Source organism: Pseudomonas sp. 6D_7.1_Bac1, from assembly GCF_025465945.1.
GTDB lineage: Bacteria > Pseudomonadota > Gammaproteobacteria > Pseudomonadales > Pseudomonadaceae > Aquipseudomonas.
This window is the reverse complement of sequence record NZ_JANLNW010000020.1, coordinates 142,152-168,462: the sequence shown is the minus strand read 5'-3', so window position 1 is coordinate 168,462 and position 26,311 is coordinate 142,152. Positions and strand designations below refer to the sequence as shown.

General features: G+C 60.8%; 30 protein-coding genes. 24 read left to right on the top strand and 6 right to left on the bottom strand.

Annotated features, from left to right (window positions below; all coding sequences use genetic code 11):
* Nucleotides 1-5 precede the first annotated feature (5 nt).
* Nucleotides 6-407 (bottom strand): type II toxin-antitoxin system HigA family antitoxin, encoded by a 402-nt coding sequence (locus tag NTD87_RS06195; RefSeq protein WP_262112630.1) that lies wholly within the window; start codon nt 405-407, stop codon nt 6-8.
* Nucleotides 404-700, bottom strand: coding sequence for a type II toxin-antitoxin system HigB family toxin (locus tag NTD87_RS06190; protein ID WP_262112629.1), 297 nt, complete (start codon nt 698-700; stop codon nt 404-406). The genes NTD87_RS06195 and NTD87_RS06190 overlap by 4 nt, the downstream gene beginning before the upstream one ends.
* Before the next feature lie 196 nt (nt 701-896).
* Between NTD87_RS06190 and trxC the strand changes: the two genes are divergently transcribed.
* Nucleotides 897-1,331, top strand: a complete 435-nt coding sequence (trxC, locus tag NTD87_RS06185; protein ID WP_262112627.1) for a thioredoxin TrxC — start codon at nt 897-899, stop codon at nt 1,329-1,331.
* A gap of 156 nt (nt 1,332-1,487) precedes the next feature.
* Here trxC and NTD87_RS06180 read toward each other — a convergent pair whose 3' ends face one another.
* Entirely contained in the window at nt 1,488-2,258 is a 771-nt protein-coding gene (locus NTD87_RS06180; RefSeq protein ID WP_262112626.1) for a ParA family protein, read from the bottom strand.
* A gap of 351 nt (nt 2,259-2,609) precedes the next feature.
* Here NTD87_RS06180 and NTD87_RS06175 point away from each other — a divergent pair, with 351 nt between their 5' ends.
* The 22 genes from NTD87_RS06175 (at nt 2,610) to NTD87_RS06070 (ending at nt 21,957) form a co-directional block, all read left to right on the top strand.
* Nucleotides 2,610-3,335 (top strand): beta-ketoacyl synthase chain length factor, encoded by a 726-nt coding sequence (locus NTD87_RS06175; RefSeq protein ID WP_262112649.1) that lies wholly within the window; start codon nt 2,610-2,612, stop codon nt 3,333-3,335.
* Complete coding sequence (locus NTD87_RS06170; protein ID WP_262112625.1) at nt 3,311-4,120, top strand: lysophospholipid acyltransferase family protein; 810 nt, start codon at nt 3,311-3,313, stop codon at nt 4,118-4,120. Before NTD87_RS06175 ends, NTD87_RS06170 begins: the two co-directional genes overlap by 25 nt.
* Nucleotides 4,101-4,361: a phosphopantetheine-binding protein gene (locus NTD87_RS06165; RefSeq protein WP_262112623.1), complete on the top strand. Its 261-nt coding sequence runs from the start codon at nt 4,101-4,103 to the stop codon at nt 4,359-4,361. The genes NTD87_RS06170 and NTD87_RS06165 overlap by 20 nt, the downstream gene beginning before the upstream one ends.
* A 9-nt stretch (nt 4,362-4,370) precedes the next feature.
* The gene (locus NTD87_RS06160) at nt 4,371-4,625 is read left to right on the top strand and encodes an acyl carrier protein (RefSeq protein WP_262112622.1); all 255 of its coding nucleotides are present in this window, start codon (nt 4,371-4,373) and stop codon (nt 4,623-4,625) included.
* Nucleotides 4,622-5,167, top strand: coding sequence for a hypothetical protein (locus NTD87_RS06155; protein WP_262112620.1), 546 nt, complete (start codon nt 4,622-4,624; stop codon nt 5,165-5,167). Before NTD87_RS06160 ends, NTD87_RS06155 begins: the two co-directional genes overlap by 4 nt.
* On the top strand, nt 5,164-6,843 hold the full coding sequence (locus NTD87_RS06150) for an acyl-CoA synthetase family protein (protein WP_262112619.1): 1,680 nt from the start codon (nt 5,164-5,166) through the stop codon (nt 6,841-6,843). The genes NTD87_RS06155 and NTD87_RS06150 overlap by 4 nt, the downstream gene beginning before the upstream one ends.
* Nucleotides 6,836-7,570, top strand: coding sequence for a glycosyltransferase family 2 protein (locus tag NTD87_RS06145; RefSeq protein WP_262112617.1), 735 nt, complete (start codon nt 6,836-6,838; stop codon nt 7,568-7,570). Before NTD87_RS06150 ends, NTD87_RS06145 begins: the two co-directional genes overlap by 8 nt.
* Nucleotides 7,567-8,514: a glycosyl transferase gene (locus NTD87_RS06140; protein WP_262112616.1), complete on the top strand. Its 948-nt coding sequence runs from the start codon at nt 7,567-7,569 to the stop codon at nt 8,512-8,514. The genes NTD87_RS06145 and NTD87_RS06140 overlap by 4 nt, the downstream gene beginning before the upstream one ends.
* Entirely contained in the window at nt 8,495-10,039 is a 1,545-nt protein-coding gene (gene hutH, locus NTD87_RS06135) for a histidine ammonia-lyase (RefSeq protein ID WP_262112615.1), read from the top strand. Before NTD87_RS06140 ends, hutH begins: the two co-directional genes overlap by 20 nt.
* Nucleotides 10,032-10,457, top strand: coding sequence for an acyl-CoA thioesterase (locus NTD87_RS06130; RefSeq protein WP_262112614.1), 426 nt, complete (start codon nt 10,032-10,034; stop codon nt 10,455-10,457). The genes hutH and NTD87_RS06130 overlap by 8 nt, the downstream gene beginning before the upstream one ends.
* A 170-nt stretch (nt 10,458-10,627) precedes the next feature.
* Nucleotides 10,628-11,206: an outer membrane lipoprotein carrier protein LolA gene (locus tag NTD87_RS06125; RefSeq protein ID WP_262112648.1), complete on the top strand. Its 579-nt coding sequence runs from the start codon at nt 10,628-10,630 to the stop codon at nt 11,204-11,206.
* Nucleotides 11,190-13,529, top strand: coding sequence for an MMPL family transporter (locus NTD87_RS06120; protein ID WP_262112613.1), 2,340 nt, complete (start codon nt 11,190-11,192; stop codon nt 13,527-13,529). The genes NTD87_RS06125 and NTD87_RS06120 overlap by 17 nt, the downstream gene beginning before the upstream one ends.
* On the top strand, nt 13,526-14,686 hold the full coding sequence (locus tag NTD87_RS06115) for a sodium:proton antiporter (RefSeq protein ID WP_262112612.1): 1,161 nt from the start codon (nt 13,526-13,528) through the stop codon (nt 14,684-14,686). The genes NTD87_RS06120 and NTD87_RS06115 overlap by 4 nt, the downstream gene beginning before the upstream one ends.
* Nucleotides 14,673-15,920, top strand: coding sequence for an NAD(P)/FAD-dependent oxidoreductase (locus NTD87_RS06110; RefSeq protein WP_262112611.1), 1,248 nt, complete (start codon nt 14,673-14,675; stop codon nt 15,918-15,920). The genes NTD87_RS06115 and NTD87_RS06110 overlap by 14 nt, the downstream gene beginning before the upstream one ends.
* On the top strand, nt 15,917-16,657 hold the full coding sequence (locus tag NTD87_RS06105; protein ID WP_262112610.1) for a class I SAM-dependent methyltransferase: 741 nt from the start codon (nt 15,917-15,919) through the stop codon (nt 16,655-16,657). Before NTD87_RS06110 ends, NTD87_RS06105 begins: the two co-directional genes overlap by 4 nt.
* Nucleotides 16,657-17,142, top strand: a complete 486-nt coding sequence (locus tag NTD87_RS06100; protein ID WP_262112608.1) for a DUF3261 domain-containing protein — start codon at nt 16,657-16,659, stop codon at nt 17,140-17,142. The genes NTD87_RS06105 and NTD87_RS06100 overlap by 1 nt, the downstream gene beginning before the upstream one ends.
* Complete coding sequence (locus tag NTD87_RS06095; protein WP_262112607.1) at nt 17,139-18,335, top strand: beta-ketoacyl-[acyl-carrier-protein] synthase family protein; 1,197 nt, start codon at nt 17,139-17,141, stop codon at nt 18,333-18,335. Before NTD87_RS06100 ends, NTD87_RS06095 begins: the two co-directional genes overlap by 4 nt.
* The gene (locus NTD87_RS06090) at nt 18,332-18,808 is read left to right on the top strand and encodes a hotdog family protein (protein ID WP_262112606.1); all 477 of its coding nucleotides are present in this window, start codon (nt 18,332-18,334) and stop codon (nt 18,806-18,808) included. The genes NTD87_RS06095 and NTD87_RS06090 overlap by 4 nt, the downstream gene beginning before the upstream one ends.
* Nucleotides 18,805-19,533: a 3-oxoacyl-ACP reductase FabG gene (gene fabG, locus NTD87_RS06085; RefSeq protein WP_262112605.1), complete on the top strand. Its 729-nt coding sequence runs from the start codon at nt 18,805-18,807 to the stop codon at nt 19,531-19,533. Before NTD87_RS06090 ends, fabG begins: the two co-directional genes overlap by 4 nt.
* Nucleotides 19,533-20,759, top strand: a complete 1,227-nt coding sequence (locus NTD87_RS06080) for a beta-ketoacyl-ACP synthase (RefSeq protein WP_262112604.1) — start codon at nt 19,533-19,535, stop codon at nt 20,757-20,759. The genes fabG and NTD87_RS06080 overlap by 1 nt, the downstream gene beginning before the upstream one ends.
* 234 nt (nt 20,760-20,993) lie before the next feature.
* Nucleotides 20,994-21,692, top strand: a complete 699-nt coding sequence (gene queC, locus NTD87_RS06075) for a 7-cyano-7-deazaguanine synthase QueC (protein ID WP_262112603.1) — start codon at nt 20,994-20,996, stop codon at nt 21,690-21,692.
* 55 nt (nt 21,693-21,747) lie between these two features.
* Complete coding sequence (locus tag NTD87_RS06070) at nt 21,748-21,957, top strand: hypothetical protein (protein WP_262112602.1); 210 nt, start codon at nt 21,748-21,750, stop codon at nt 21,955-21,957.
* Between the two features lie 220 nt (nt 21,958-22,177).
* Here NTD87_RS06070 and NTD87_RS06065 read toward each other — a convergent pair whose 3' ends face one another.
* Nucleotides 22,178-22,621: a DUF2846 domain-containing protein gene (locus NTD87_RS06065; protein WP_262112601.1), complete on the bottom strand. Its 444-nt coding sequence runs from the start codon at nt 22,619-22,621 to the stop codon at nt 22,178-22,180.
* A 118-nt stretch (nt 22,622-22,739) separates the two neighbouring features.
* The gene (locus tag NTD87_RS06060) at nt 22,740-23,633 is read right to left on the bottom strand and encodes a LysR family transcriptional regulator (RefSeq protein ID WP_262112599.1); all 894 of its coding nucleotides are present in this window, start codon (nt 23,631-23,633) and stop codon (nt 22,740-22,742) included.
* Between the two features lie 152 nt (nt 23,634-23,785).
* Between NTD87_RS06060 and NTD87_RS06055 the strand changes: the two genes are divergently transcribed.
* The gene (locus tag NTD87_RS06055; RefSeq protein ID WP_410017467.1) at nt 23,786-25,027 is read left to right on the top strand and encodes an MFS transporter; all 1,242 of its coding nucleotides are present in this window, start codon (nt 23,786-23,788) and stop codon (nt 25,025-25,027) included.
* An 89-nt stretch (nt 25,028-25,116) separates the two neighbouring features.
* Here the strand turns inward: NTD87_RS06055 and hemE are convergent, their stop codons facing one another.
* A complete protein-coding gene (hemE, locus tag NTD87_RS06050) occupies nt 25,117-26,184 on the bottom strand; it encodes a uroporphyrinogen decarboxylase (protein WP_262112595.1) in 1,068 nt (355 codons plus the stop codon).
* Nucleotides 26,185-26,311: the final 127 nt, after the last annotated feature.

Sequence of the window (26,311 nt, the reverse complement as noted above, 5' to 3'; positions counted from 1 at the left end):
GCCGGTCAAATAAAGGTTTCCACCGACACGCCAAAGCGCTTGGCCAACCAGCGGATCTGCCGCACGTTAAGCTGGCGCTTTCCGCTCAACACCTCCGAAACTACCGATTGCGCGCCCACACCCGGCAGGTCGCTCTGGCTTAGACCATGCTCGCGCATCATGTAACGAAGTACATCAACGCCGCTGGCCTTGGGCATCGGACGATGCTCATGGTCCCAGGCCTCGATCCACTCGCCGATGATGTCCACCAGGCTCATGAGCGGATGCGACTCATCTTCGCCCACCAGCTCCAGCAATTCGTCGAGCGCCTGGGCCAACACGTCATAGTCGTTTTCAGTCTTTGGTTTTCGCAGCAACGGCGATACGAATTGCCAGTGCTCGGCAACCTGCTTGATCAGAACACTCATCCTCTTTCCTCCTTCCATTTGCCCCTGTCGTACTCGTGATGGTCCAACACATGTTTGATGTACAGCCGTTGAGGCCGATACCGGACAACGGCTATCAACCGTAACTTGTTGCCGCCGATATCGAACACATGAAACGGGCCTACCTTATCGAGCGCAGGAAACATCGATTTCATTTCTGCAAAGTCACCAGGGTTGTTGCGCTTGATCAACCGATACCATTGATCCAGCGAACTCGCTGATCGTGGCCACTTTTCCTTGGCTTCCCAGATTCGCTTTTCGGTGAGCACATGCATGCAATCTCCTTATCGCACTTTGCTATGGATGAGTTAAACATAGATCGTGAATATCGCAAATTGCGATATCACCGAGCAGACCAGCGGTGCAGCCGGCATTCCCTCAGCCTAGATTCGAGCAGCCACAATGCCCGATTGAAAATGTGAGCAGACGTCTCCAAATAAGGGGTATCGCCTCTTAATCCGGACCACCTCCATGACTGACCCACTGCTCATCCCCTGCCCCCACTGCAACGGCCTCAACCGCATCCCCGTCGAGCGCCTGGGCGATCACCCCAAATGCGGCCGCTGCAAAGCCGAAGTCCTGCTGAACAAGCCCTTTGAATTGAAGCAAGGTGACTACGCCAGTCAGATCAAGGGTGATCTGCCGTTACTGGTGGACGTGTGGGCGGATTGGTGCGGGCCATGCAAGTCGTTTGCCCCGGTGTTCGAGCAGGCGGCAGGGCAACTGTCGGGCACGTGTCGGTTGGCCAAGCTCGACAGTGAGGCGAATCAGCAATTGTCGGCGCAGTTGGGGATTCGCTCGATTCCGAGTTTGATACTGTTCAAGAACGGCCGGGAAGTGGCGCGTCAGAGCGGAGCCTTCCCGTTACCGCAATTGATGAGCTGGTTGCGCAGTCAGGGGATCTGACGACGATCTCAACGCCACCCTGAACCCAATGTGGGAAGAGCCGGGCGACGTTCGCCTGCTCGCGATGACGGTGTGACATTGAACGTAGATGTTGGCTGTCAGGCCGCTATCGCGAGCAGGCTCGCTCCCACATTAGTGCTGTGTTGTCTGCAGGAATCAGGCGTTTTCCAGCAGGTTGTGCAGATCAACGAACTGCTGGGTCAGTTTGTGCCGGGGATCGAGGTGGATCAGCGGCATGTTGGCCTGGTGGGATTCGCGCATGCGCACCGAGCTGCCCAGGTACACCGGCAGCACCGGCAGGCCCTCGGCGATCAGTTCGTCGAGCATCTGCTGCGGCAGGCTCGCGCGAGCCTGGAACTGGTTGACCACAATGCCCTCGACTTGCAGACCTTCGTTGTGGTCTTCCTTCAATTCTTCGATTTCCGCCAGCAGGCCGTACAGCGCCTGCCGGGAGAAGCTGTCGCAGTCGAAGGGAATCAGCACACGATCGGCGGCAATCAAGGCCGAAACCGCGTAGAAGTTCAACGCTGGCGGGGTGTCGAGGTAGATCCGGTCATAGTCTTCGGCCAGTTCGTCGAGCAGTTTGCGCAGCTTGTTGATCTTGTGTTTGGCCTCAAGCTTGGGCTGCAGGTCGGCCAGTTCGGCCGTAGCAGTGACCACGTGCAGGTTATCGAACGGGGTTTCGTAGATATCAACCTGGTTTTTCTTCGAGAACGGACCGGACGACAGGGTCTGCTTGAAGAAGTCGGCGATGCCCATCGGGATATCGTCGCCCGTCAGACCTGTCAGGTACTGAGTGGAGTTGGCCTGGGCATCGAGATCCACCAGCAAGGTGCGATAGCCCTCGCTGGCGCTGACCGCCGCCAGATTGCAGGCAATACTGGACTTGCCCACGCCACCTTTCTGATTGAACACCACGCGCCGCATGTCAAAACCTCCGTGTATCAAAGAATGACCGAGTGTAGTAGCCGACACCGCTGCTTAGCTACCTCCTCAGCAATCGGACTACGCCGTTCGCTGCAATCCCAGCAAAAAACCGACCCGCTTCGCTCATTGGCCGATGAATCAGCTGGCAGATATCTCTGTAAGAAACTGGATAATGGCAAAACGACAGCTTTTTTGCTGAAAAACGACATGGCGCACTGAACAAAATGGAGCCAGTATTTGCTACAAGCCAGCCGCACCGCGATAATGCGCGCCACTCGGCCGTAGCGCATGTCGGGTCAGTCGCCGGTCAATCGACTCACCGCGTCAAGGAAGCCCGCAGGGGCGGGATGAATTTCAGTGATCACATTCAACATCGCCCAATGGCGCGCCTGGGCCCCTGGGCTCGAAAGCGTGGACGATTGGCAAGCCTGGAGCCGACAACCGGTTGTGCTTGAGAGCAGCGATGCCGCCCCCGACGTGTCGTTTCTGCCGGCCATGCAGCGCCGGCGACTCAGCCGTCTGGCGCGGATGGCCTTCAGTGTCGGCTGGCCGTTGGCCGAGGGTCGCGAACAGCTACCGTTGGTCTTTATTTCTCGTCACGGCGAAACCCCGCGCACCTTCGAGATTCTCAACGATCTGGCAACTGATCAGCCGCTGTCGCCGACCCAGTTCAGCCTGTCGGTGCACAACGCTGTCATCGGCCTGTGGTCGATCATGCGTGGCGAAACCAGCGAAATGACCGCCCTCGCCGCGGCGGGCGATGGGCTTGAACACGGCATGCTAGAGGCCGCGGCGCTGCTTGAAGAGGGCGCTCCCGCCGTGCTGCTGGTGATTACCGAAGAACAGCCGCCGCAAGCCTATTGCGCCTGGATCGACGATGTACCGTTTCCTTACGCGGTCGGACTGCTGATCACTCCGGGCAATCAGTGGCAGCTGTCTCTGAACAGCACCTCGGATGCGTTGTCCAAAGCCCACTGGCCCCATGCACTGAACCTGTTGCGTGCACTGCTCGGCCAGCAGACCATCTGCCAACATGCCTGGAAAAATCGTGTATGGACCTGGCAACGCAACCTGTAACCGATAAACACCGCGACGCCTACTACTGGCGCCTGCTGGCCACCGCCGCAAGCTTCGCCCTGTTCGGGTGGGGCGGGCTGTGGCTGCGACTGGTGATTTTCCCGGTGCTCGGCTGGCTGCCGGGCGATGCCCAAACCCATCGGCAACGGGCGCGGCAGACCGTCAGCCGGAAGTTCCGGTCTTTTGTCCGGTTCATGGCCCGCACAGGCGTGCTGACCTACGACATCCAGGGCGCGGAAAAACTCGGCCGCCCAGGGCAGATGATCATCGCCAATCATCCATCGTTGATCGATGTCGTGTTCCTGATCGGTCTGGTGCCCCACGCCAACTGCGTGGTCAAGAAAAGCCTATGGGAAAATCCCTTCACCCGCGGTCCGCTACGCCGCACCGAGTACATCAGCAATGACGGCAGCATGGACATGCTCGATGCCGCTGCCGATGCGCTGAAAAGCGACCAGACCCTGATCATTTTTCCCGAAGGTACCCGTACCCAGCCCGGCCAACCGCCGGCCTTTCATCGGGGCGCGGCGGCAATTGCCCTGCGCGGTGCGAGAATTGTCACCCCGGTAATCATCAAGGTCAGCCCGACGACCCTGACCAAGGCCGAGCCTTGGTACCGGATCCCTAAACGCCGGGTGCACTTCAGTTTCCGCGTTGGGGCCGATATAGACCCACAAGCCTTCGCAGCGCTCGGCTCACCCCCTAAGGCCTCGCGCAAACTCAACGATTATTTCCACTATTACTTTATTAAGGAGCTCGCCGAAGATGAGCGATCTGAAGCGTGAGATAAAACTGCTGATCATCGACGCCCTGGGCCTCGAAGACATCAGCGTCGACGACATCGGCGACGAGCAGACGCTGTTTGGCGAAGGCCTGGGCCTGGACTCGGTCGACGCGCTGGAGCTCGGCCTGGCGATTCAGAAAAAGTACGGCATCAAGATTGACGCCGAAGCCAATGACACCCGCGGTCACTTCACCAACGTGGCGAGCCTTGCGGCGTTCGTCACTGCAACAAAGGCAGCTTGAGACCGGACCATGCAAACTCGTGACGACATTTTCAACACCCTGCGTGATGCCCTGGTCGAACTCTTTGAGCTGGAACCCGAACGCGTGAGCCTGGACTCCAACCTGTATCAGGACCTGGAAATCGACAGCATCGACGCGGTCGATCTGATCGATCACATCAAACGCCAGACCGGCAAGAAAATCGCCGCCGAAGAGTTCAAGTCGGTGCGTACCGTCAGCGACGTGGTCGAGGCAGTCTACCGACTGGTTCAACCGGCCGCATGAGCCGACTGATCGGCCTCGGCCTGCTGCTCGCGGGCCTGCTGTACCCCTTTGCGGTGTATTTCGGCATGGAGCACTTTGCCCCGTGGCAGTTTGGACTGTTGCTGGGCGGATTGTGGCTGGCCCGCGCATTGCTGGGCGAGCGACGCCCGGGCAGTGTCTGGATGGCGGTGGTTGCCATTGCTTTTTGCCTGTTGCTGGCGCTGTTCGATAGCCCTTTGTTGCTGCGTTGGTACCCGGTGCTGATCAGCGGCTTCATGCTGGCCCTGTTTGGCCTGAGCCTGAGGTACGGGCAGCCGATGATCGAGCGTCTGGCGCGTTTGCGCGAACCGCAACTGCCGGACAACGCGATTGTTTATACCCGCCAGGTAACGATCGCCTGGAGTGTGTTTTTCCTGTGTAACGGTTTGCTCGCGGCCGCCCTGACCCTCTGGGCGCCGTTGAGTTGGTGGATGTTGTACACCGGCCTGATTTCCTATGGGTTGATGGGTCTGCTGTTCGCCATTGAATGGCTCATACGACAACGGGTACGAGGCCACCCATGAATTGGATAAAACTTGAGCAGCTGTTGCTCAAGGCACTACCTGCGCGCGCCGTCACGGCGGATCCTGCGCTCACTCACGCCGACCTGTGTGAGCAGGCCCTGCGCCTTGCCGCCGGCCTGCAAGCGCAAGGTGTAACGTGCATTGCCGTGCACCTGGAAGACGCCGCTGAACTGGCCATTGCCCTGCTCGGAGCCTGGCGTGCCGGAGTCAGCGTACTGCTGCCCGCCGACCTGCAACCCCAGACCCGCCTGCGCTGGTCGACGGCGGTCGATCTGTGGCTGACCGATCTGGCGGACGACGCACACCTGGCTGACTTCCAGCAGGCGCCGCTGGCCGCCGCCGAACTGGATCTCGATCACTGCCACCTGAGCTTGTGCACCTCCGGCTCCAGCGGCGAACCCAAGCGCATCGAGAAAACCCTGCGGCAACTGGCCAATGAAGTTCAGGCGCTGGAGCAATTGTGGGGCGCGGACCTGGGCCACGCCTGCATCATCGGCAGCGTCGGCACCCAGCACATCTACGGATTGCTGTTCCGGGTACTGTGGCCGCTGTGCGCCGGGCGCCCGTTCGTACGCCTGCAACTGGCCTTCCCGGAAGACCTGCAACGCTTCAGCCGCGAACACCCGGCCTTTTCCTGGGTCTCCAGCCCGGCGCTGCTCAAGCGCATGGGCGATAACCTCGACTGGCCGGCCTTGAGCGCGGTCCGTCGGGTGTTTTCCTCCGGCGGCGCCCTGCCGGCCGAGGCCGCGCAGCGCTTGCACGAACGCCTGCAGCAATGGCCGACGGAAATTCTCGGCAGCTCGGAAACCGGTGGCATTGCCTGGCGCCAGGGCTTTGATCTCTGGCAACCCTTCGCTGATGTAGCGCTGAGCCAGGACAGCGACGGGGCCCTGCTCATCGCCTCGCCGTACTTGCCGGCCGGCCACATCGAACACACCGCCGACGCCGCACGCATTGCCGTCGACGGCCGTTTCGAACTGCTGGGACGGCTGGACCGAATCGTCAAACTGGAAGAAAAACGTATCTCGCTGCCCATGCTGGAGCAGGCGTTGGTGGCCCACGACTGGGTCGCCGAAGCGCGCCTTGGTGTGGTTCAGGAAAACCGTGCGTCGCTGGGTGCCTTGCTGGTGCTGAGCGAACAAGGCCTGCACGCGCTGCGCAATCAGGGGCGACGCACGCTGACCCAGGAACTGCGCCAGCACCTGAGCCAACATTGCGAAACCCTGGCCCTGCCGCGCCGCTGGCGGTTGCTGCGGCAACTGCCGCTGAACGCCCAAGGTAAACTGCCCCAGGCCGAGGTTGAAGCGTTGCTGATGGCGCCCCGCCCGAAGGCGCCGCAGGTGTTGGAACAAGTCGAAGTCGGCGGCGAGTGGAGTCTGCAACTGGCAGTGCCGCCGGACCTCGCCTACTTCAGCGGCCACTTCCCGCAAACCCCGGTGCTGCCGGGTGTGGTGCAAGTCGAGTGGGCACTGAACCTGGGCCAGCAGTTGATGGATCTGCCGACAAAGTTCGCCGGTATGGAAGTGCTGAAATTCCAGCAACTGGTGCGCCCCGGCGATGAGGTCCAGTTGCACTTGCGCTTCGACCCTGTGCGCCGCAAATTGTATTTCGCCTATCGCAATGAAACGGCCACCTGCTCCAGCGGGCGGATTTTGCTGGAGACCGTGCATGCATAAGCCCTGCGCAGTGATCCCGGTCTACAACCACGAAACAGCGATTACCACGGTGGTCGATGCGCTGCTTGCCAACCGCCTGCCGTGCATTTTGGTGGATGACGCCAGCAGCCCGGCCTGTGCGGCGGTGCTTGAGCAACTGGCCCAGCGCGACCAGGTTTTCCTGATCAAGCTCGCCATCAACCAGGGCAAGGGTGGTGCAGTCCTGAGCGGGTTTCGCGAAGCCTCGCGCCTGGGCTTCAGCCACGCCTTGCAGGTGGACGCCGACGGCCAGCATGATCTGGGTGACGTCCAGACCTTTATCGAGCAGTCGCGCGCCCATCCTGACGCGTTGATCTGCGGCTACCCGCTCTACGACGCCAGCGTGCCGAAGGGCCGTTTATACGCCCGCTATCTGACGCATGTCATGGTCTGGATCAACACCCTGTCGTTGCAGATTCGCGATTCCATGTGCGGCTTTCGCCTCTATCCATTGCCCCCGACCCTGACGCTCATCAACGCGGTGAAGATCGGCCAACGCATGGACTTCGACACAGACATCATTGTGCGCCTGGCCTGGCGCAATCAGCCGATGCGCTGGGTACACACCAAGGTTCGCTACCCTCTGGATGGCGTCTCGCATTTTCGTCTGTTCCGCGACAACGTGCTGATTTCGAGCATGCACACCCGCTTGTTCTTCGGCATGCTGTTACGGGCGCCGGTGATCCTCTGGCGACGGTGGCGAGCATGAGCATCAACGCAGACAACGAACACTGGGCCGACCACAAGGAACGCGGCAGTTTCTGGCTAATGAAATTCACCGCGTTCTGCGCCAAAGTGCTGGGGCGTCGGCTGTTGAGCCCGCTGCTGTACGGCATTGTTTTATACTTTTTCCTGTTCGGTCGCAGCGCCCGCCATAGCGCCTGGCAATACCAGCAGCGTCTCGCCGACTGGAGCGGCCGCAACGAATTGCGCCCGACCCATTGGCGGGTGTTTGGTCAGTTCATGGCCTTCGCCGATTCCATGCTCGACAAGCTCGACGTATGGAACGGCAAGTTGAGCATCGACCAGATCGAAATCATCGACCCGGCGCTGTTGCGCAATCAGTTGCGTGGCGAACGCGGCCAGATGCTGGTAGGCGCACACCTGGGCAACCTCGAAGTCTGCCGCGCCCTTGCCGAACTCGGTGAAAGGGTCACCATGAACGTGCTGGTGCACACCAAGCACGCCGAGCGTTTCAATCGTCTGCTGGGCGAAGCCGGCGCGACCAATCTGCGGCTGATCCAGGTCAGCGAACTGGACCCGGTGATCATGCTGCAACTGAACCAGCGCCTGGAGTGCGGCGAATGGCTGGCGATTGCCGGCGACCGCGTACCGCTGCACGGTGGGCGCAGCGTGACGGTGGATTTTCTCGGTCATCCGGCCGCATTTCCCCAGGGCCCTTGGTTGCTGGCAGGCCTGTTGAAGTGCCCGGTCAATTTTCTGCTGTGCCTGAAGAAACAAACGGGCGACTATCGACTGATCATCGAGCCCTTCACCGACGCGGTGGTGTGGAAGCGCAGCAACCGCGAGCAAGTAATTCACCAATGGGCCACGCGCTACGCCGAACGCCTCGGCCAGTGCTGCCTTGAGGCGCCCCAACAATGGTTCAACTTTTACCCATTCTGGAAGACCGATGACGACGCATCTGCTTGAGCCGGTAACCTTCGGCGAACTCCCTTTGCGCATCGAAGACGTGCTGGCCCTGGCCAACCGTCAGGCGCCCGTGCAACTGCAAAGCGACAGTGAATACCGTGAGCGCATCGCCAAAGGCGCGCGGTTTCTCGATTCGTTGCTGGACAAGGAAGGTGTGATCTACGGCGTGACCACCGGTTACGGCGATTCCTGCGTGGTCGCGGTGCCGCTGCATCACGTCGAGGCCCTGCCGCGTCATCTGTACACCTTCCACGGTTGCGGCTTGGGCAAACTGCTCGACGCCCAGGCCACCCGCGCGGTCCTCGCGGCGCGCTTGCAGTCGCTGTGCCACGGCGTGTCCGGGGTTCGTGTGGAACTGCTCGAACGTCTGCACGCCTTCCTCGAACACGACATTCTGCCGCTGATCCCGGAAGAGGGCTCGGTGGGTGCCAGCGGTGATCTGACGCCGTTGTCTTACGTGGCCGCAACCTTGTCCGGCGAGCGCGAAGTGCTGTTCAAGGGCGAACGCCGGCAGGCCGCCGACGTGCACCGCGAACTCGGCTGGGAGCCGCTGGTACTGCGGCCCAAGGAAGCCCTGGCGCTGATGAACGGCACAGCCGTGATGACCGGCCTCGCCTGCCTGGCCTTCGCCCGCGCCGACTATCTGCTGCAACTGGCCACGCGCATTACCGCGTTGAACGTGGTCGCCCTGCAAGGCAACCCGGAGCATTTCGACGAGCGCCTGTTCGCCACCAAACCGCACCCGGGCCAAATGCAGGTGGCCGCGTGGTTGCGCAAGGATCTGGCGATCGACGCCCCGACCGCACCGCTGCATCGCCTGCAAGACCGTTATTCGCTGCGTTGCGCACCGCACGTGCTCGGCGTGTTGGCCGACAGCCTGAACTGGCTGCGTTCGTTCATCGAGATCGAACTCAACAGCGCCAACGACAACCCGATCATCGACGCTGAAGCCGAACGCGTTCTGCACGGCGGGCACTTCTACGGTGGGCATATCGCCTTCGCCATGGACAGCCTGAAAAACCTCGTGGCCAACGTCGCCGACCTGCTTGACCGTCAACTCGCACTGCTGGTGGACGAACGCTACAACCACGGTTTGCCGAGCAACCTGTCGGGCGCCAGCGCCGAGCGCGCAATGCTCAACCACGGCTTCAAAGCGGTGCAAATCGGCACCAGCGCCTGGACCGCCGAAGCGCTGAAAAACACCATGCCGGCCAGCGTGTTCTCACGCTCCACCGAATGCCACAACCAGGACAAAGTGAGCATGGGCACCATTGCCGCCCGCGATGCGATCCGCGTGCTGGAGCTGACCGAACAAGTCGCTGCCGCGACCCTGCTGGCGGCCAACCAGGGTGTCTGGCTGCGCAGCCAGGCAGAAGACGCCCGACCATTGCCGCCAGCGTTGGCGGCGATGCACGAAGAGCTCGCCAAGGACTTCGCGCCGGTCATTGAAGACCGCGCCCTGGAAGGTGAATTGCGTCTGTGTCTGCAACGCATTGCCGAACAACACTGGAGGCTGCATGCGTAGCAAGGGAGTGCTTCACGCCGATACGCAAATTCTCGTGCCGTTTTTTGACGTCGACTCCATGAACGTGGTCTGGCACGGCCATTACGTGAAGTACCTGGAAGTCGCCCGCTGCGCCCTGCTCGACATGCTCGGCCACAACTACACCGCCATGCAGGCGTCCGGCTACGCGTGGCCGGTGATCGACCTGCAACTGCGTTACGTACGCGGCGCGGTGTTCGGCCAGATGCTCAACGTTCGCGCCAGCCTGGTGGAATGGGAGAACCGCCTGAAGATCAGCTACCTGATCAGCGACCTCGCCACCGGTGAACGCCTGACCCGCGCAAGCTCCGTGCAGGTCGCCGTGCACGTCGCCAGCCGCGAGATGCAACTGGCGTCGCCGAAGGTGTTTACCGAAGCGGTCGAGAGGATGTTGCCATGAGCTTCTGGATGCTGACGCGGCGCCTTCGTAGCAGCTGCCGTCAGGCTGCGTTCGGCCGCGAAGCGGTCGTAAAACCTGAAACCGCGATCTTGCAGGAAAACCGAGTAGCCCGGATTACGACCGCTTCGCGGCCGAACGCAGGCTTCGCCAGCTGCTACGGGGTGGTGGTGATGCTGGTAGCGCTGCTCGGCTTTTCATCGCTGGCAAACGCCTTCGACCTGCAACAACTGAGTGATCAACTGGCCAAGCCGAGCGTGATCCACGGCAGCTTCATTCAAGAAAAACACCTGCGTGCGCTGCCGCAACCGCTGACCAGCAAAGGCGCGTTCGTGCTGGCCAAGGATCACGGTTTGCTCTGGCTGCTCAAGACACCATTGCAACAGGACTACCGAATCAGCGCCAAAGGTATCGCGCGACGTGACGGCAGCGGCTGGCAAATGCTGCCGGGCAAAAGTGCCGGTGCCGAGCAGAACCGCATATTCCTCGCAGTGCTGCAAGGTGACAGCAGTGGGCTGCAACGGGATTTCGAGCTGTCGCTGAGCGGCGAAGCGCAGCACTGGAAGCTCACCCTGACCCCGCGTTCGATGCTGCTCAAGCAGGTGTTCAATCAGATCAACATCGACGGCGGCGAACTGGTGCAGCGCATCGAGCTGCTGGAAACTCAGGGTGACAGCACCGTTTTGCGCATGCAGGACACCACCAGCGCCACCCCACTGAGCGATGCGGAGCAACATGACTTTGCCGAGTGAACGGATGCTCCCACGGCTGTTCTTGACCCTGCTGGTGGCGGTGCTCGCACTCGCCGGCTGGCAATGGCACGACGGCGCACCGCTGTCGGCCAACCTGATGGATCTGGTACCGGGCACCGCGCCGGATGCGCTGGAGCTCAAGGCTGAACAGCGCATGCAGGAGCCGCTGAATCGCGAAATGCTGGTGCTGGTCGGCCACACCGACCGCCAGCAAGCCATCGCCATGACGCAAAAACTCGGCGAACAATGGCAGGCCAGCGGTTTGTTCGAAAAGGTCCAGTGGGACCTGCAAGCCGACCTGCCCGCACTCCGCACGCAACTGCTGCAAGGTCGGTTGGCAATGCTTTCGGTGGCGGATCGGCAACAGCTGATCGAACAACCGCAAGCCTTCATCCAGCAGCGCGTACAAGCACTGTTCGACCCCTTTACCGGTTTCAGCCTGGTCCCGAGCCAGGATGACTGGCTAGGGCTGACCGGACGCATTCAGAACAGCCAACCGCAGCACGGTTCGGTGCAACTGGACATTGGCAGCGGCGCATTGGTCGCCGACGCCGACGGCAAAAGCTGGGTATTGCTGCGGGCCCGCACCAGCGGCAACGCGTTTGACATGCACCTGCCGCTGAAAGTCGCCGAGCTGCTCAAGCACAGCCGTGAAGAAGCGGCCCAGGCCAACGTGCAACTGCTGGCCGCCAGCGGCTTGCTGTACGCCGCCAACGGTCAACAGCAAGCGACTCGCGAGATCACCTGGGTTGGCGGTGGTGCAACCGTCGGCATCCTGTTGCTGCTGTTGTTGGCATTCCGCAGGCTTCGGGTGTTGCTGGCCTTCGTTCCCGTTTTGGTCGGCATGCTGTTTGGCTCCGTGGCCTGCGTCGCGCTGTTTGGCCATATGCACGTGATGACCCTGGTGCTGGGATCGAGCCTGATCGGCGTTGCTGTCGATTACCCGCTGCATTACCTGTCCAAGAGCTGGAGCCTGAAACCCTGGCGCAGCTGGCCTGCACTGCGCCTGACCTTGCCGGGGCTGACCCTGAGCCTGGCCACCAGCTGCATCGGTTATCTGGCCCTGGCCTGGACACCGTTCCCGGCGTTGACCCAGATTGCCGTGTTCTCTGCAGCCGGTTTACTCGGCGCTTACCTGTCGGCCGTTTGCCTGTTGCCGGCGCTGCTCAAGGGTACGGACCTGCAGCCCGCGCAGTGGCCGCTGCGGGTTGCCGAGTTTTTAGTGAACGTGCGTGAAGCGCTGCTCAAACGCGTGCGCAGTTCGATCCTGCTGGTGTTGGTCATGGCCTTTTGTGCCGGTGGCTTGTGGCACCTGACCACAAAAAACGACATCCGTCAGTGGGTCAGTGCGCCACCGCAGTTGATGAACGAAGCACAGACCATTGCACGGATCACCGGCTATCAACCCACCAGCCAGTTCTTCCTGGTGCGGGCGGCCAATCAGCAGCAGCTGTTCGAACGCCAGAAAGCCCTCAGCGAACGGCTGGATCAGTTGGTCAGTCTGGACAAACTCAAAGGCTACCTGGCACTGAGCCAACTGGTCAGTCTGCCTTCCGAGCAACAACAGGTTCGCGATGCCCTGAACAAACTGCCGGCCTTCTGGCAGCCGCTGCTGGACCTTGGTATCCCGGTCACCGCGCTGCAAGCCGAGCTGGCGCAGTTGCAAGCGCTACCGGTCGAAGACATCGATGCGGCATTGGTCGGACCGCTGGCCGAGCCGTGGCGCCCGCTTTGGCTGGGCACCACGGATGACGGCGTAGCCGCGATGGTCAGCCTGCAAGGCTTGAATAATCCGACGCTGCTGCGGGTGCAAGCGCTGGACCTGCCGGGTGTGCAGTTGGTAGACCGCCTGGACGACTTGAACCACGTCTTCGCCGCCACCCAGATCAGCGCCGCCGAGCTGAAATTGATGTCCTGCGTATTGATCGTGTTGCTGCTGATTTTGCCCTTTGGCTTTGGCGGCGCGCTGCGGCTCGTTGCATTGCCATTACTGGCAGCACTGTGCAGCCTGGCCAGCCTCGGTTGGCTGGGGCAGCCGTTGACGCTGTTCAGCGTATTCGGGCTGCTGCTGGTGACGGCGATCAGTGTCGATTACGCGATCCTCATGCGCGAGCAGATCGGCGGTGCCGCCGTGAGCCTGTTGGGCACGTTGCTGGCGGCAGCGACCACGTGGCTGTCATTTGGCCTGCTGGCGATTTCCAGCACGCCAGCGGTCAGTAACTTCGGCCTTTCGGTAAGCCTCGGGTTGGCCTTCAGCTTCATTCTCGCGCCATGGGCCAAGCCCCAGGTGCACACAGATCCAGTCACGGAGCCTGCAGCATGATGATCGTGCTGTTTTGGCTGCTGGCCTTGGCGCTGTTCGCGGTGGCGACTCGCGTCGGGCGGCATTTTGGTTTGATCCCGATTGTCAGCCAGTTGCTGCTGGCGACCTTCGGCCTGCCGTTGTTGATGTATTTCTGGATTGAACCGTACTGGCAGTTGAGCGGAGCCGAGCTGGTCTCGCCGGGTTGGCTGAAAAACCTCTACAGCCTGAGCTTCGCGCTGCTGCTGGGGCATATCCTCAGCGATGTGATCGACCTGAAACTGGACCGCCAGAGCCTGAAAATCGCCTTGCCGAGTTTCAGCATTCCGTTCGTCTGTGGCCTGGCAACCGCCGTGTGGTTACTGCCGGATCAGCCATGGTTGAGCTCGCTGGCGGTCGGCCTGTTGTTCGCGATCACGGCGATCCCGGTGTTGTATCTGTACCTGCGGCACATCAACTATCCACCGGCCGCGACCCGCCGACTGGTGCAGACCGCGATCCTCATCGACCTGACGTGCTGGAGCCTGTTCGCCTTCGCCCAAGGCAGCCTGCACCTGAGCAGCCTGTTGCTGCCGCTGGCTGGCGCCTGCCTGCCGTTGCTGCTGCGTGTGTTCGGGTTGCGCCAGCCCCTGCTGCACAGCCTGGGTTTCTTTGCGCTGCTGGTGGTAGCGGAACACTACAAGCTCAATGCGCTGATTTTCGGCATCGGTTATCTGTTGTGCATGGCCGCCCTCAAGCTGCCGCTGGTGCTACCGTTACAGGCGGCCTGGATGAGCCGTTTGCAGAACGGCATCGCGATTCCGCTGATCCTGACCTTCGGTATTGTGCAGATCAACGTGCACAGCGCCATGGACAGCCTCAGTTGGGTGCAACTGGGTGCGCTGCTGGTGTTTCCCATCGCCAGCAAGCTACTGGGTAACTGGCTGGGCCTCGGTTGGGCCAGTGCGTCGTTTGTCGGCGCCAGCCGCTGGCGCGAAAGCCTGCTGCTGAATATTCGCGGTTTGAGCGAGATCGTCTTTCTCAACCTGCTGCTGCAACAACAGCTCATCAGCCCCGCGCTGTACTTTGCGCTGATGCTGATGGGTTTGATCGCAACGCTGCTGCCGGCACTCGCCGGTCTGCACCGATTCCCCTCTCAGGTCGCCGTCCCGGCAAGGAGCTCCAGTGCCAACAGTTGATACGGAACGTCGCCAGGTCATCGTTATCGGTGCCGGACCATCGGGCGCTATCGCCGCCGCGCTGCTCAAGCGTAACGGCCATGATGTGCTGATCATTGAACGCCAGCACTTTCCGCGGTTTTCCATCGGCGAAAGCCTGCTCTCGCACTGCCTGGATTTCGTCGAAGAAGCCGGCATGCTTGAAGCGGTAAATGCCGCCGGTTTTCAACTGAAAAACGGCGCGGCGTTCGCCTGGGGCGAGCGCTACAGCACGTTCGATTTCGGCGACACCTTCAGCAACGGCAAGCCGACCACCTTTCAGGTCCAGCGCGCCGATTTCGACAAGCTGCTGGCCGATCAGGCAGCGCTGCAAGGGGTGGAAATCCGCTACGGCGAGACAATCATCAGTGCCGACTTTGCGCAGGCGAAGCCCTTGCTCAGCGCTCGCCGTGAAGACGGCGGCGAATACCGTATCGAAGCCGATTTCGTGCTCGATGCCAGCGGCTACGGCCGCGTGTTGCCGCGCCTGCTCGACCTCGAAGCACCGTCGAATTTCCCGGTGCGCCAGGCGGTGTTCAGCCACGTCGAAGACCACATCGACGGTCCGCACTTCGACCGTGAAAAGATCCTCATCACCACTCACCCGACCCAGCGTGATATCTGGTTCTGGACCATCCCGTTCAGCAATGGTCGCTGCTCGGTGGGCGTGGTCGCCGCAGCCGAGCACTTCGAAGGCCGCACAGACGATCTCTACGCGTGCCTACGCGGCTTCATCGCCGAAACCCCGAGCTTGGCCAAGGTACTGAAAAACGCCCATTGGGACACGCCCGCGCGGACCATCGGCGGTTACTCGGCCAACGTCAAAACCTTGCACGGCCCGGGCTTCGCGTTGCTCGGCAACGCCGCAGAATTCCTCGACCCGGTGTTTTCCTCCGGCGTAACCATCGCCATGCGTTCGGCGAGCATGGCCGCTGGCGTTCTGCATCGCCAACTGCAAGGCGAACATGTGGACTGGCAGCGCGAGTTTGCCGAGCCGCTAAAGCGCGGCGTCGACACCTTCCGGTGTTACGTCGAAGGCTGGTACGCCGGGACCTTCCAGGATGTGATCTACCACCAGGGTGGCACACCGGAAATCCGTCGCATGATCAGCGCAATCCTTGCCGGTTACGCCTGGGACGAACGCAATCCGTTCGTCAGCGAACCCAAGCGCCGGTTGCGCATGCTTTCGGATATTTGTGCGAGTGATGCAACGTGAGTGGCATCGAGCAGCAGTACCTCAGCGACAGTTACGTCGAGGAAACCCGCTTCGGTTTCTGGTTCCTGCGCAGTCACACCTGGCAGCACCACGTACTGCGAGTGGCGATCAACGACCTGCGCAGCTTGTTCAGCGAAGCGCTGCCGAGCCGTCCGGTACTGCTGGATGCCGGTTGCGGTCAGGGCAAGTCGTTCCAGTACCTGCATCAGGTGTTTGCCCCGCAGCGCCTGATCGGCCTGGACGCCGACCCTCATAGCCTCACGCTCAGCAGCGAAGAGGCGCGGCGCCAGAACATCAATATCGAGCTGGTCGGCAGCGACTGCGCAACCCTCGCGGTGCCGGACGCCAGCGTTGACGTGCTGTTCTGCCACCAGACCTTCCACCACCTGGTGGAGCAGGAACAGGCCCTCGCCGAGTTCTATCGGGTGCTCAAACCGGGCGGTTATTTGATGTTTGCCGAATCCACGCAAGCCTACATCGACACCTGGGTGATTCGCTGGTTGTTCCGCCACCCGATGCACGTGCAAAAGAGTGCCGACGGTTATTTGCAGATGATTCGTGAGCAGGGTTTTGAATTCGGCCCGCAAAACGTGTCCTACCCTTATCTATGGTGGAGTCGCGCGAAAGATTTCGGCCTACTCGAACGCTTTGGATTGCGCCGCCCAAAACCGGTTGGTCAACGGGAAGAAACCCTGGTCAACGTGGTGGCCCGTAAACCGCTCGAAGGTAAGTGTTGATGATTCGCCTCCTGCTCGTGTGCTGTGCCCTGCTGCTGAGCGCTTGCGCCAGCCGGCTGCCGCTGCCCGAGCGCAACCCGACGCTGGCCTTGCCGCTGCAATTGCATGTCGAGCGGCAATTGGCCGATCAGCGCCAGGACTGGTTGCTGGTGATCCAGCGCGAAGGTGCCGGCATACGCTGGTCGCTGATGGACCCACTGGGCATTCCTGTGGCTCGCCAGCGCTTGGTCGACAACCAGTGGCAGGCCGATGGTTTGCTGCCGCCCAATCCAGAAGCACGCCAGTTGTTTGCGGCGTTGTTGTTCGCCCTGACACCCGAGGCCCAATTGCTTGATAATTATCCTGCCGCCCGACGCCACGCCGCTTTACGCTCGCTGACGCCGCACTGGCAGGTGCTGTATCGAACGCCGTCGGATTTCGTGCTGACACTGCCCGAACAGTTGAACTATCACGTCACCCCGCTAACCGCCGAGACTGCGCCATGACGGCCTACCTGAACGCCCTCGGGCTGATCTGCAGCCTGGGCCGCAACAAACACGAAGTCGCCCGCAACCTGTTTGCCGGCGACTGCTCGGGGATGCGTGTCGAGGCCGGCTGGGTGCCTGAGCGTTCGCTGCCGGTCGCGGCGGTACCCGGAGAACTGGTCGCGATCCCCGCCGGGCTGAGCCAGCACCGCACCCGCAACAATCAATTGCTGATGGAAGCCGCGCTGCAAATCCGCGAAGACATCGACCACGCCATTCAAACCTACGGCCGTGGACGCATCGGCATCGTCCTGGGCACGAGTACCTCGGGCATCGACGAAGCCAGTCGCGGGATTGCCCATTACATCCGCGAGAATCAGTTCCCGCCGGAGTACGACTACCAACAACAGGAACTCGGTGCCCCGGCGAACTTCCTCTGCGACTGGCTGCAACTGAGCGGTCCGGCCTACGTGATTTCCACGGCCTGCACCTCCAGCGCCCGCGCATTGCTGAGCGCCCGGCGATTGCTCGACCTGGGCGTGTGTGATGCCGTGCTGTGTGGTGGCGTCGACAGTTTGTGCAAACTGACCCTCAACGGTTTTTCGGCGCTGGACGCGGTTTCCGAACAGCGCTGCAACCCGTTTTCGGTCAATCGCAACGGCATCAACATAGGCGAAGCGGCGGTACTTTTCTTGATGAGCAAACACCTCGGCAGCAGCCAGCCGATTGCCCTGCTGGGCAGTGGCGCCAGCTCCGATGCGCACCATATTTCCGCCCCGGAACCCTCCGGACGCGGCGCCCTGCAAGCGATGAACAAGGCCCTGCGCAGTGCCGGATTACCGCCTGAGCGGATCAACTACCTGAACCTGCACGGCACCGCCACCCAGCACAACGACGCCATGGAAAGCCTGGCGGTCAACACGCTGTTCCCGGCAGGCGTGCCCTGCTCGTCGACCAAACCCATGACCGGCCACACCCTCGGCGCGGCCGGAGCGCTGGAAGCGGCGTTCTGCTGGCTGAGCCTGAGCAGCGAAAATACCGAACACGCGCTGCCACCCCACATCTGGGACGGCCAGCCCGACCCGCAACTGCCGGCGCTAACCTTTGTGGCCGCCGCTGACCGGCTGGAACAGAGCGCTACGCGCTGCTTGATGAGCAACTCCTTTGCCTTTGGTGGCAACAACGTCAGCCTGATTATCGGAGACGCCGAATGATTGATTGGCCACTCGCCGAACTGCTGCCCCATGCGGGCGACATGATCCTTATCGATCAGGTGCTGTCGTTCGACGAAGAACAGATTCACACCCGCCTCACCGTCAAGCCCGACGGCCTGTTCAACCAGCCCGACGGCAGTTTGCCGGCCTGGGTCGGCATCGAGCTGATGGCGCAAAGCGTGGCCGCGTACGCCGGCTGTCGCGCACGTGAGCGAGGCAATGCGGTTGAGCTCGGCTTCCTGCTCGGTACGCGTAAGTTCGAATGCAATGTGGAGCACTTCCCGGTCGGCAGCGAACTGACGATCCACGCCCTGCGTTCGCTCGAAGACGACAACGGCATGGGCGTCTTCGAGTGCCACCTGACGGGCCCCGGCATTCATGCCCTGGCCCGTCTGAATGTGTTCTGCCCGCCTCAGGCGGCTCACTACCTTCAAGAACCCCACTCTTCAAATGCTTCTGGAGCCCAGTCATGACTGAATCCGTACTGGTCACCGGCTCCAGCCGTGGTATCGGCCGCGCCATCGCACTACGCCTGGCTCAGGCCGGCTTTGACCTGGTGCTGCATTGCCGCAGCGGCCGCAGCGATGCCGAAGCCGTGCAGGCCGAAGTCGAGGCCTTGGGACGCCGTGCGCGGATCCTGCAATTCGACGTATCGGATCGCGCCAGCTGCAAGGCAATTCTCGAGGCTGACGTGGAAACCCACGGCGCCTATTACGGTGTGGTGCTCAACGCCGGCCTGACGCGCGACGGCGCCTTCCCGGCCCTGAGCGAGGACGACTGGGATGTGGTGATGCGCACCAACCTCGACGGTTTTTATAACGTGTTGCACCCGGTCATGATGCCAATGATTCGTCGGCGCGCCGCCGGACGGATCGTGTGCATCACCTCGGTGTCCGGGTTGATCGGCAACCGTGGGCAGGTCAACTACAGCGCGTCCAAGGCTGGGTTGATCGGCGCCGCCAAGGCCCTCGCGATCGAACTGGGCAAACGCAAAATCACCGTCAACTGCGTCGCTCCGGGTCTGATCGACACCGCGATGCTTGACGAAAACGTACCCGTGGAAGAACTGTTGAAAATGATCCCCGCACAACGCATGGGCACCCCTGAAGAAGTGGCCAGCGCCGTGAATTTCCTGATGTCCGCAGAGGCAGGCTATATCACTCGGCAGGTCCTGGCCGTCAACGGAGGCCTGTGCTGATGAAGCGTGTCGTCGTCACCGGCATGGCCGGTATCACCTCGTTGGGCAGCGACTGGGAGACCATCTGCGCTAACTTCAAGGCCAATCGCAGTGGCATCCGGCGCATGGATGAGTGGGATCGTTTCACCGAGCTGAACACGCGCCTGGCCGGGCCCATCGATGATTTCAAAGTCCCGAGCCACTGGACCCGCAAGCAATTGCGCAGCATGGGCCGGGTTTCCCGGCTGGCGGTCGGCGCGGCAGAACGGGCGCTGGCCGATGCCGGCCTGCTCGGTGACGAGTCGATTAAGGACGGCCGCATGGGCGTGTCCTGCGGCTCATCCACCGGCAGCACCGAAGAGATCAAGGCTTTCGGCAAGATGCTGCTCAATTCGGTGGCGGAAGGCCTGAACGCCAACTCCTACGTGCGAATGATGCCGCATACCACGGCGGCCAATATCAGCATTTTCTTTGGTCTCACCGGGCGACTGATCCCGACTTCCAGCGCCTGCACCAGTGGCAGCCAGGGCATCGGCTATGCCTACGAGGCGATCAAGTTCGGCCGCCTGCCACTGATGCTCGCCGGCGGTGCCGAAGAACTGTGCCCGACCGAAGCCATGGTGTTCGACGCGCTCTACGCCACCAGCCTGAAAAACGACGCACCGCAAACCAGCCCACGGCCTTACGACAGTGCTCGCGACGGTTTGGTGATCGGTGAAGGCGGCGGCATGCTGGTGCTTGAAGAGCTTGAACACGCGCTGGCCCGTGGTGCGCACATTCATGCTGAAATCGTTGGTTTTGGCAGTAACGCAGACGGCCAGCACGCCACCCGCCCAGAGCAAACTACCATGCGTCGGGCCATGGAGCTGGCACTGGAAGACGCAGGTATTGAACCTTCGGCCATCGGCTACGTGAACGGTCACGGCACCGCCACCGAGCAAGGCGACATCGCAGAAACCCTGGCCACCAACAGCCTGTTCGGCAGCCACATGCCCATCAGCTCGCAGAAGAGTTTTCTCGGCCACACCCTGGGCGCCTGCGGTGCACTGGAGTCCTGGTTCAGCATCGAAATGATGAACAGCGACCAGTACGCGCACACCTTCAACCTCGACAACGTCGACCCGCACTGCGGCGAACTGGACTACCTGCGCGGCGAGTTCCGCCAGATGAGCAACCAGTACGTGATGAACAACAACTTTGCCTTTGGTGGGGTTAATACGTCGCTGATTTTTCGGCGTTGGTCTTAAGTTGCCGACGCGACCAATGTGGCGAGGGGGCTTGCCCTAATACCGGTAAGAAATTTCAGGCTCGGCACATTCCCTGTAGCAGCTTAACTCACCGGCATTAGGGCTTGCCCCGGCCACGAAATGAAATATAGGGAAACTGGAGCACGTCATTTCGGAAGCGTCCCACAGCCAGAGTTTGAGCTTCGCGCTAGGGTCAATGCCCCACGTCGGGGGCATCCCAAGGAAGAACGAACCATGACTAAAAAAGCAGTTATCGTTTTTAGTGGCGGGCAAGACTCCACAACCTGCTTAATCCATGCATTGCCGCTCTACGATGAAATCCACTGTATTACGTTTGACTATGGCCAGCGCCATCGTGCGGAAATTGAAGTGGCGCAACAGCTCTCAAAAAAGCTTGGCGTGATAAATCACAAAGTACTGGATGCTTCATTGCTCAATGAACTGGCCATCAGCAGCTTAACCCGCGATAACATTCCAGTCCCAAGTACAAATAGCTCCGGGGAAGGTGTGCCGAACACTTTCGTACCTGGCAGAAATATTCTGTTTTTAACCTTGGCCTCTATTTATGCCTATCAAGTGCAAGCTGAAACTGTAATCACAGGTGTTTGTGAAACAGATTTCTCTGGCTATCCGGATTGTCGGGATGAGTTTGTTAAGGCCTTGAATAACGCCATCGAATTGGGCATGGACTATAAGTTGCGTATTGAAACCCCGCTTATGTGGCTGAATAAGGCAGAGACCTGGGCCTTGGCCGATTACCACAACAAACTGGACTTCATTCGCTACCACACACTGTCTTGCTACAACGGACTACAGGGAAGTGGGTGCGCCAACTGTGATGCTTGTAATCTTCGCGCAAAAGGACTGAATGAGTTCCTGAAGAACAAAGCAGAGATCATGAACAGCCTAAAAGATAAGCTAAAATTAAAATAGCTAATCTATTGCGGGGGGAATGAATTGATAACAGCCAATCCACCCCCTGTTTTTTATGTTGGTGATCGGCACCGAGGCACCGCTGGACGTGTTGCACGACACCGCGGCCTACCGCATTCGCACCGCGACCCAACTGCTGGAGTGTTTCGCGTTCAGCCAGGGCATTCATAGTGAGCTGGCGCGAGTGTTGGTGACTTCATTGCGCAATGGCTGCGATTTGATGGATGTCGTCGGGCGACGATTACAGGCGCAGGTTTCAGCGTAATGCCAGTAAGTTAAGGCACAATCCTGTGGGAGCGAGCCGGCTCCGGGCGGCGTTCCGACGATGACGGCACCACATTCAACATCAACGTTGACTGACCCACCGCTATCGCGAGCAGGCTCGCTCCCACATGGATTGCGCGTAGCCTTCAAGCTACACCTGCGAGGCGCGATAGACGCTTGATTGAATCGCTCCCGCGCTACACGCGGGAGCGACAGCTACCTTACTGAGCTTGAATCAACTTGCTTTCGCTGACACCGGCACGGCCGGTTTTGTCGTCGACGACTTGCAGGTTGTTGCGGGCCTTGATGAAACCGACTTTCACTTCCTGCCAGACAAAATAGTTCTTGCCGGCTTCAGCCGTAAGTTTCAATTCGGAATCGTTTTCTGCCGAAGAGACCAACGTCTGATGACCCGCCGGGACAGAGAGCATCAGGTAAGACTTGGCGACGGTCTGCCCTACTGGCTTGCCGTTGAGCGCGACGGGCATTTTCACGCCGGCGCCCATGCTTTCATTGCGATAAACGTAGATGTTGGCTTTATCGGGGCTGACCTGAAACGTCTTGGCCTGAGCGTCCTGGTTGTCGGACGCCATATTTACCGAAGCACAGCCAGCGGTAAGGGCGGTCATTGCCATCAAAGCGGCGAAGGTGAACTGTTTGAACATCATGTATCTCCATTTTTTTGTTAAGTCCAACAAACCGTTATCGGCAGCACCTGATAAAAGGCAATGGGCCATCATCAAAAAATGGAAGTCACTTCATCAGCACGTTATGCCACTGCCGCTAAGGTGCCGCCTTACGCGTCAGCAACTCGACAAACGCCTTGGCCATCGGCGATTTCTGATCCTTGCGCTGCACCAGCCACACAGCCGACATCGCCAGCGGGTCGAGCAAGGGTCGATAGACCACGCCGTCGATGCGCATCCTCTGATAGGACGCCGGCAACACCGACACCCCGAGCCCTGCCGCCACCAGACCAATGATGGTCATGGCCTCGCCCGCTTCCTGAGTGAAGTGCGGGCTGAATCCCGCGTCGCGCGCCAGGCTCAGCAGTTGCGCGTATAGACCACTGCCGTAGCTGCGCGGAAAGAACACAAAGGGCTCGTGGGCCAACGCGGATAGAAACAGCCCGTCTTCGCTGCCAACCACCAGCGGGTCCTTGGAACTGAGCACCGCCACCAAGGGCTCACGGGTCAGCTCGACCACCTCGAGCGAACCCGGCAGTGGCAATGGCCGCATGATGCCGACCTGAATCGACTCATCCACCAGCGCCTCGGCGACCTGGGTGCTGCTCATCTCCTGCAGGTTCAAATGCACGGCCGGGAAACGCTGGCGGAACGAGAAGATCGCCTGCGGGATGGTGGAGTTGAACGGTGCCGACGAGGTGAAGCCGATCTTCAGTTCCCCCAGTTCGCCGAGTTGGGCGCGACGGGCGACGTCGGCGGCTTTGTCGACCTGGGCCAGCACCAGCCGAGCCTCTTCGAGGAACAGCCGACCCGCTTCGCTGAGTTCGACCCGACGATTGGTACGCTCGAACAAGCGGGCGCCGACTTCCTGTTCCAGCACCTGAATCTGTTGGCTCAGGGGCGGTTGAGAGATGCCCAGCACCTGTGCGGCGCGGCCGAAGTGCAGTTCTTCGGCGACCGCGATGAAGTAGCGCAGATGGCGCAATTCCATGAAAACTCCATTAGGTCGTTAAACCTATCAAACAGGTCGAACAATATATTGGATAGAAACATTAGCCAGCTATATGATTTTTTCATTGCCTGCCTGGCCGTGCTCTCCCGAGGTCCCCCGTGAAAACTGCTGTCGCCCCGCTCGCCCACGAATTGCCGCCGACTGCGCTGGACGATGTGGTCGCTCAACTGAATGACGTGTACATCGAAAAAGGCACGCCGATGTTCATGCGCACGGTGCTGGCGCTGTTCTCCGGCGGCTTCGCGACCTTCGCCCTGCTCTACTGCGTGCAGCCGATGATGCCGCTGTTCTCCCGCGAGTTTTCGATCAACGCAGCGCAGAGCAGCCTGATCCTGTCGGTAGCCACTGGGATGCTCGCCATCGGCCTGTTGATCACCGGTCCGATCTCCGACCGCATCGGCCGTAAACCGGTGATGGTCACGGCGCTGTTCGCGGCGGCGTTGTGCACTATTGCCAGTGCGATGATGCCGAGCTGGCAGGGGGTGCTGGTGATGCGTGCGCTGGTCGGGCTGTCCCTCAGCGGGCTGGCGGCGGTGGCCATGACTTACCTGAGCGAAGAGATCCATCCACAGCACATCGGCCTGGCGATGGGGCTGTACATCGGTGGCAACGCGATTGGCGGGATGTGCGGCCGGCTGATCGTCGGCGTGCTGATCGACTTCGTCAACTGGCACACAGCGATGCTGGTGATCGGTGGTCTGGCGCTGATCGCTGCGATGGTGTTCTGGAAAATCCTTCCCGAGTCGCGCAACTTCCGCTCCCGCTCGCTGCACCCGCGCAGCTTGCTCGACGGCTTCACCATGCACTTTCGCGACGCCGGGTTGCCGTGGTTGTTCCTTGAAGCGTTCGTGCTGATGGGCGCGTTCGTCACGCTATTCAACTACATCGGTTATCGCCTGCTGGCCGAGCCGTACCACATGGATCAGGCCTTCGTTGGCTTGCTCTCGGTGGTCTATCTGTCGGGCATCTACAGCTCAGCAAAAATTGGTGCGTTGGCCGACAAACTCGGCCGCCGCAAAGTGTTGTGGGCGACCATCGTGCTGATGCTTGCGGGGCTTGCACTGACCATGCTCATGCCGTTACCGCTGGTGATCATCGGCATGCTGATCTTCACTTTCGGCTTCTTCGGCGCGCACTCGGTGGCCAGCAGCTGGATCGGCCGCCGTGCGATCAAAGCCAAGGGCCAGGCCTCGTCGCTGTACCTGTTCAGCTACTACGCCGGGTCGAGTATCGCCGGCACGGCGGGCGGGGTGTTCTGGCACCTGGGCGGCTGGAACGGGATCGGCCTGTTTATCGGCGGGTTGCTGGTGATTGCGTTGCTGGTGGCATTGAAGCTGGCGAAGTTGCCGCCGTTGGGTGGAGTCAAAGCCTGACGCAAATCCCTGTGGGAGCGAACAGGCTCGCTCCCACATTAGAAACAAAAACGCCCGGCATTGGCCGGGCGTTTTTTATCGAGTGTCGATCACTCGTGATACTGCGCCGACAACTCGTGCACCGCGCGCAGGAAGGCGCCGGCGTGTTCCGGGTCGACTTCCGGGGTGATGCCGTGGCCGAGGTTGAATACGTGGCCGCTGCCTTTGCCATAGCTGGCGAGAATGCGCCCGACTTCAGCGCGAATGGCTTCTGGCTTGGCGTAGAGCACGGTTGGGTCCATGTTGCCTTGCAGGGCGACTTTGCTGCCGACACGCTGGCGGGCTTCACCGATATCGCAGGTCCAGTCCAGACCCAGGGCATCAGCACCGGCGTCGGCAATGCTTTCCAGCCACAGACCGCCGTTTTTGGTGAAGAGGATGACCGGCACTTTGCGGCCTTCGTGCTCGCGGATCAGGCCGCTGACGATTTTGCGCATGTAGGCCAGGGAGAATTCCTGATAAGCCGCCGCCGACAGGTTGCCGCCCCAGGTGTCGAAGATCTGCACCGCTTGCGCACCGGCCATGATCTGGCCGTTGAGGTAAGAGGTGACCGACTGCGCGAGTTTATCCAGCAGCAGGTGCATGGCTTGCGGGTTGTCGTAGAGCATGGCCTTGGTCTTGCGGAAGTCTTTCGACGAGCCGCCTTCGACCATGTAGGTGGCCAGGGTCCATGGGCTGCCGGAGAAGCCGATCAGCGGTACACGACCATTCAGCTCGCGGCGGATGGTGCTGACCGCGTCCATGACGTATCCGAGGTCTTTGTGTGGATCTGGAATCGGCAGGGCTTCGACGTCGGCCAGAGTGCTGACGACTTTCTTGAAGCGCGGACCTTCGCCGGTTTCAAAGTACAGGCCCTGGCCCATGGCATCGGGGATGGTCAGGATATCGGAGAAGAGAATCGCCGCATCCAGTTGTGGATAACGGTCAAGCGGCTGCATCGTGACTTCGCAAGCGAACGCAGGATTCATGCACAGGCTCATGAAGTCTCCGGCCTTGGCACGACTGGCGCGGTATTCAGGCAGGTAGCGACCGGCCTGACGCATCATCCACACAGGCGTGACGTCTACGGGTTGCTTGAGCAGGGCACGAAGGAAACGGTCGTTCTTCAGGGCAGTCATGTCGGCATCCGGAAAAAAAGTGAGGGCATTTTCTCAGAGCGCGACGCAAAAGGCACGGCAAGAGCCGCGCCTTTTGTCTATCGGGTCAATTTGTCGCGGTGGAATACCGTGTTTAGCAACACCGCGA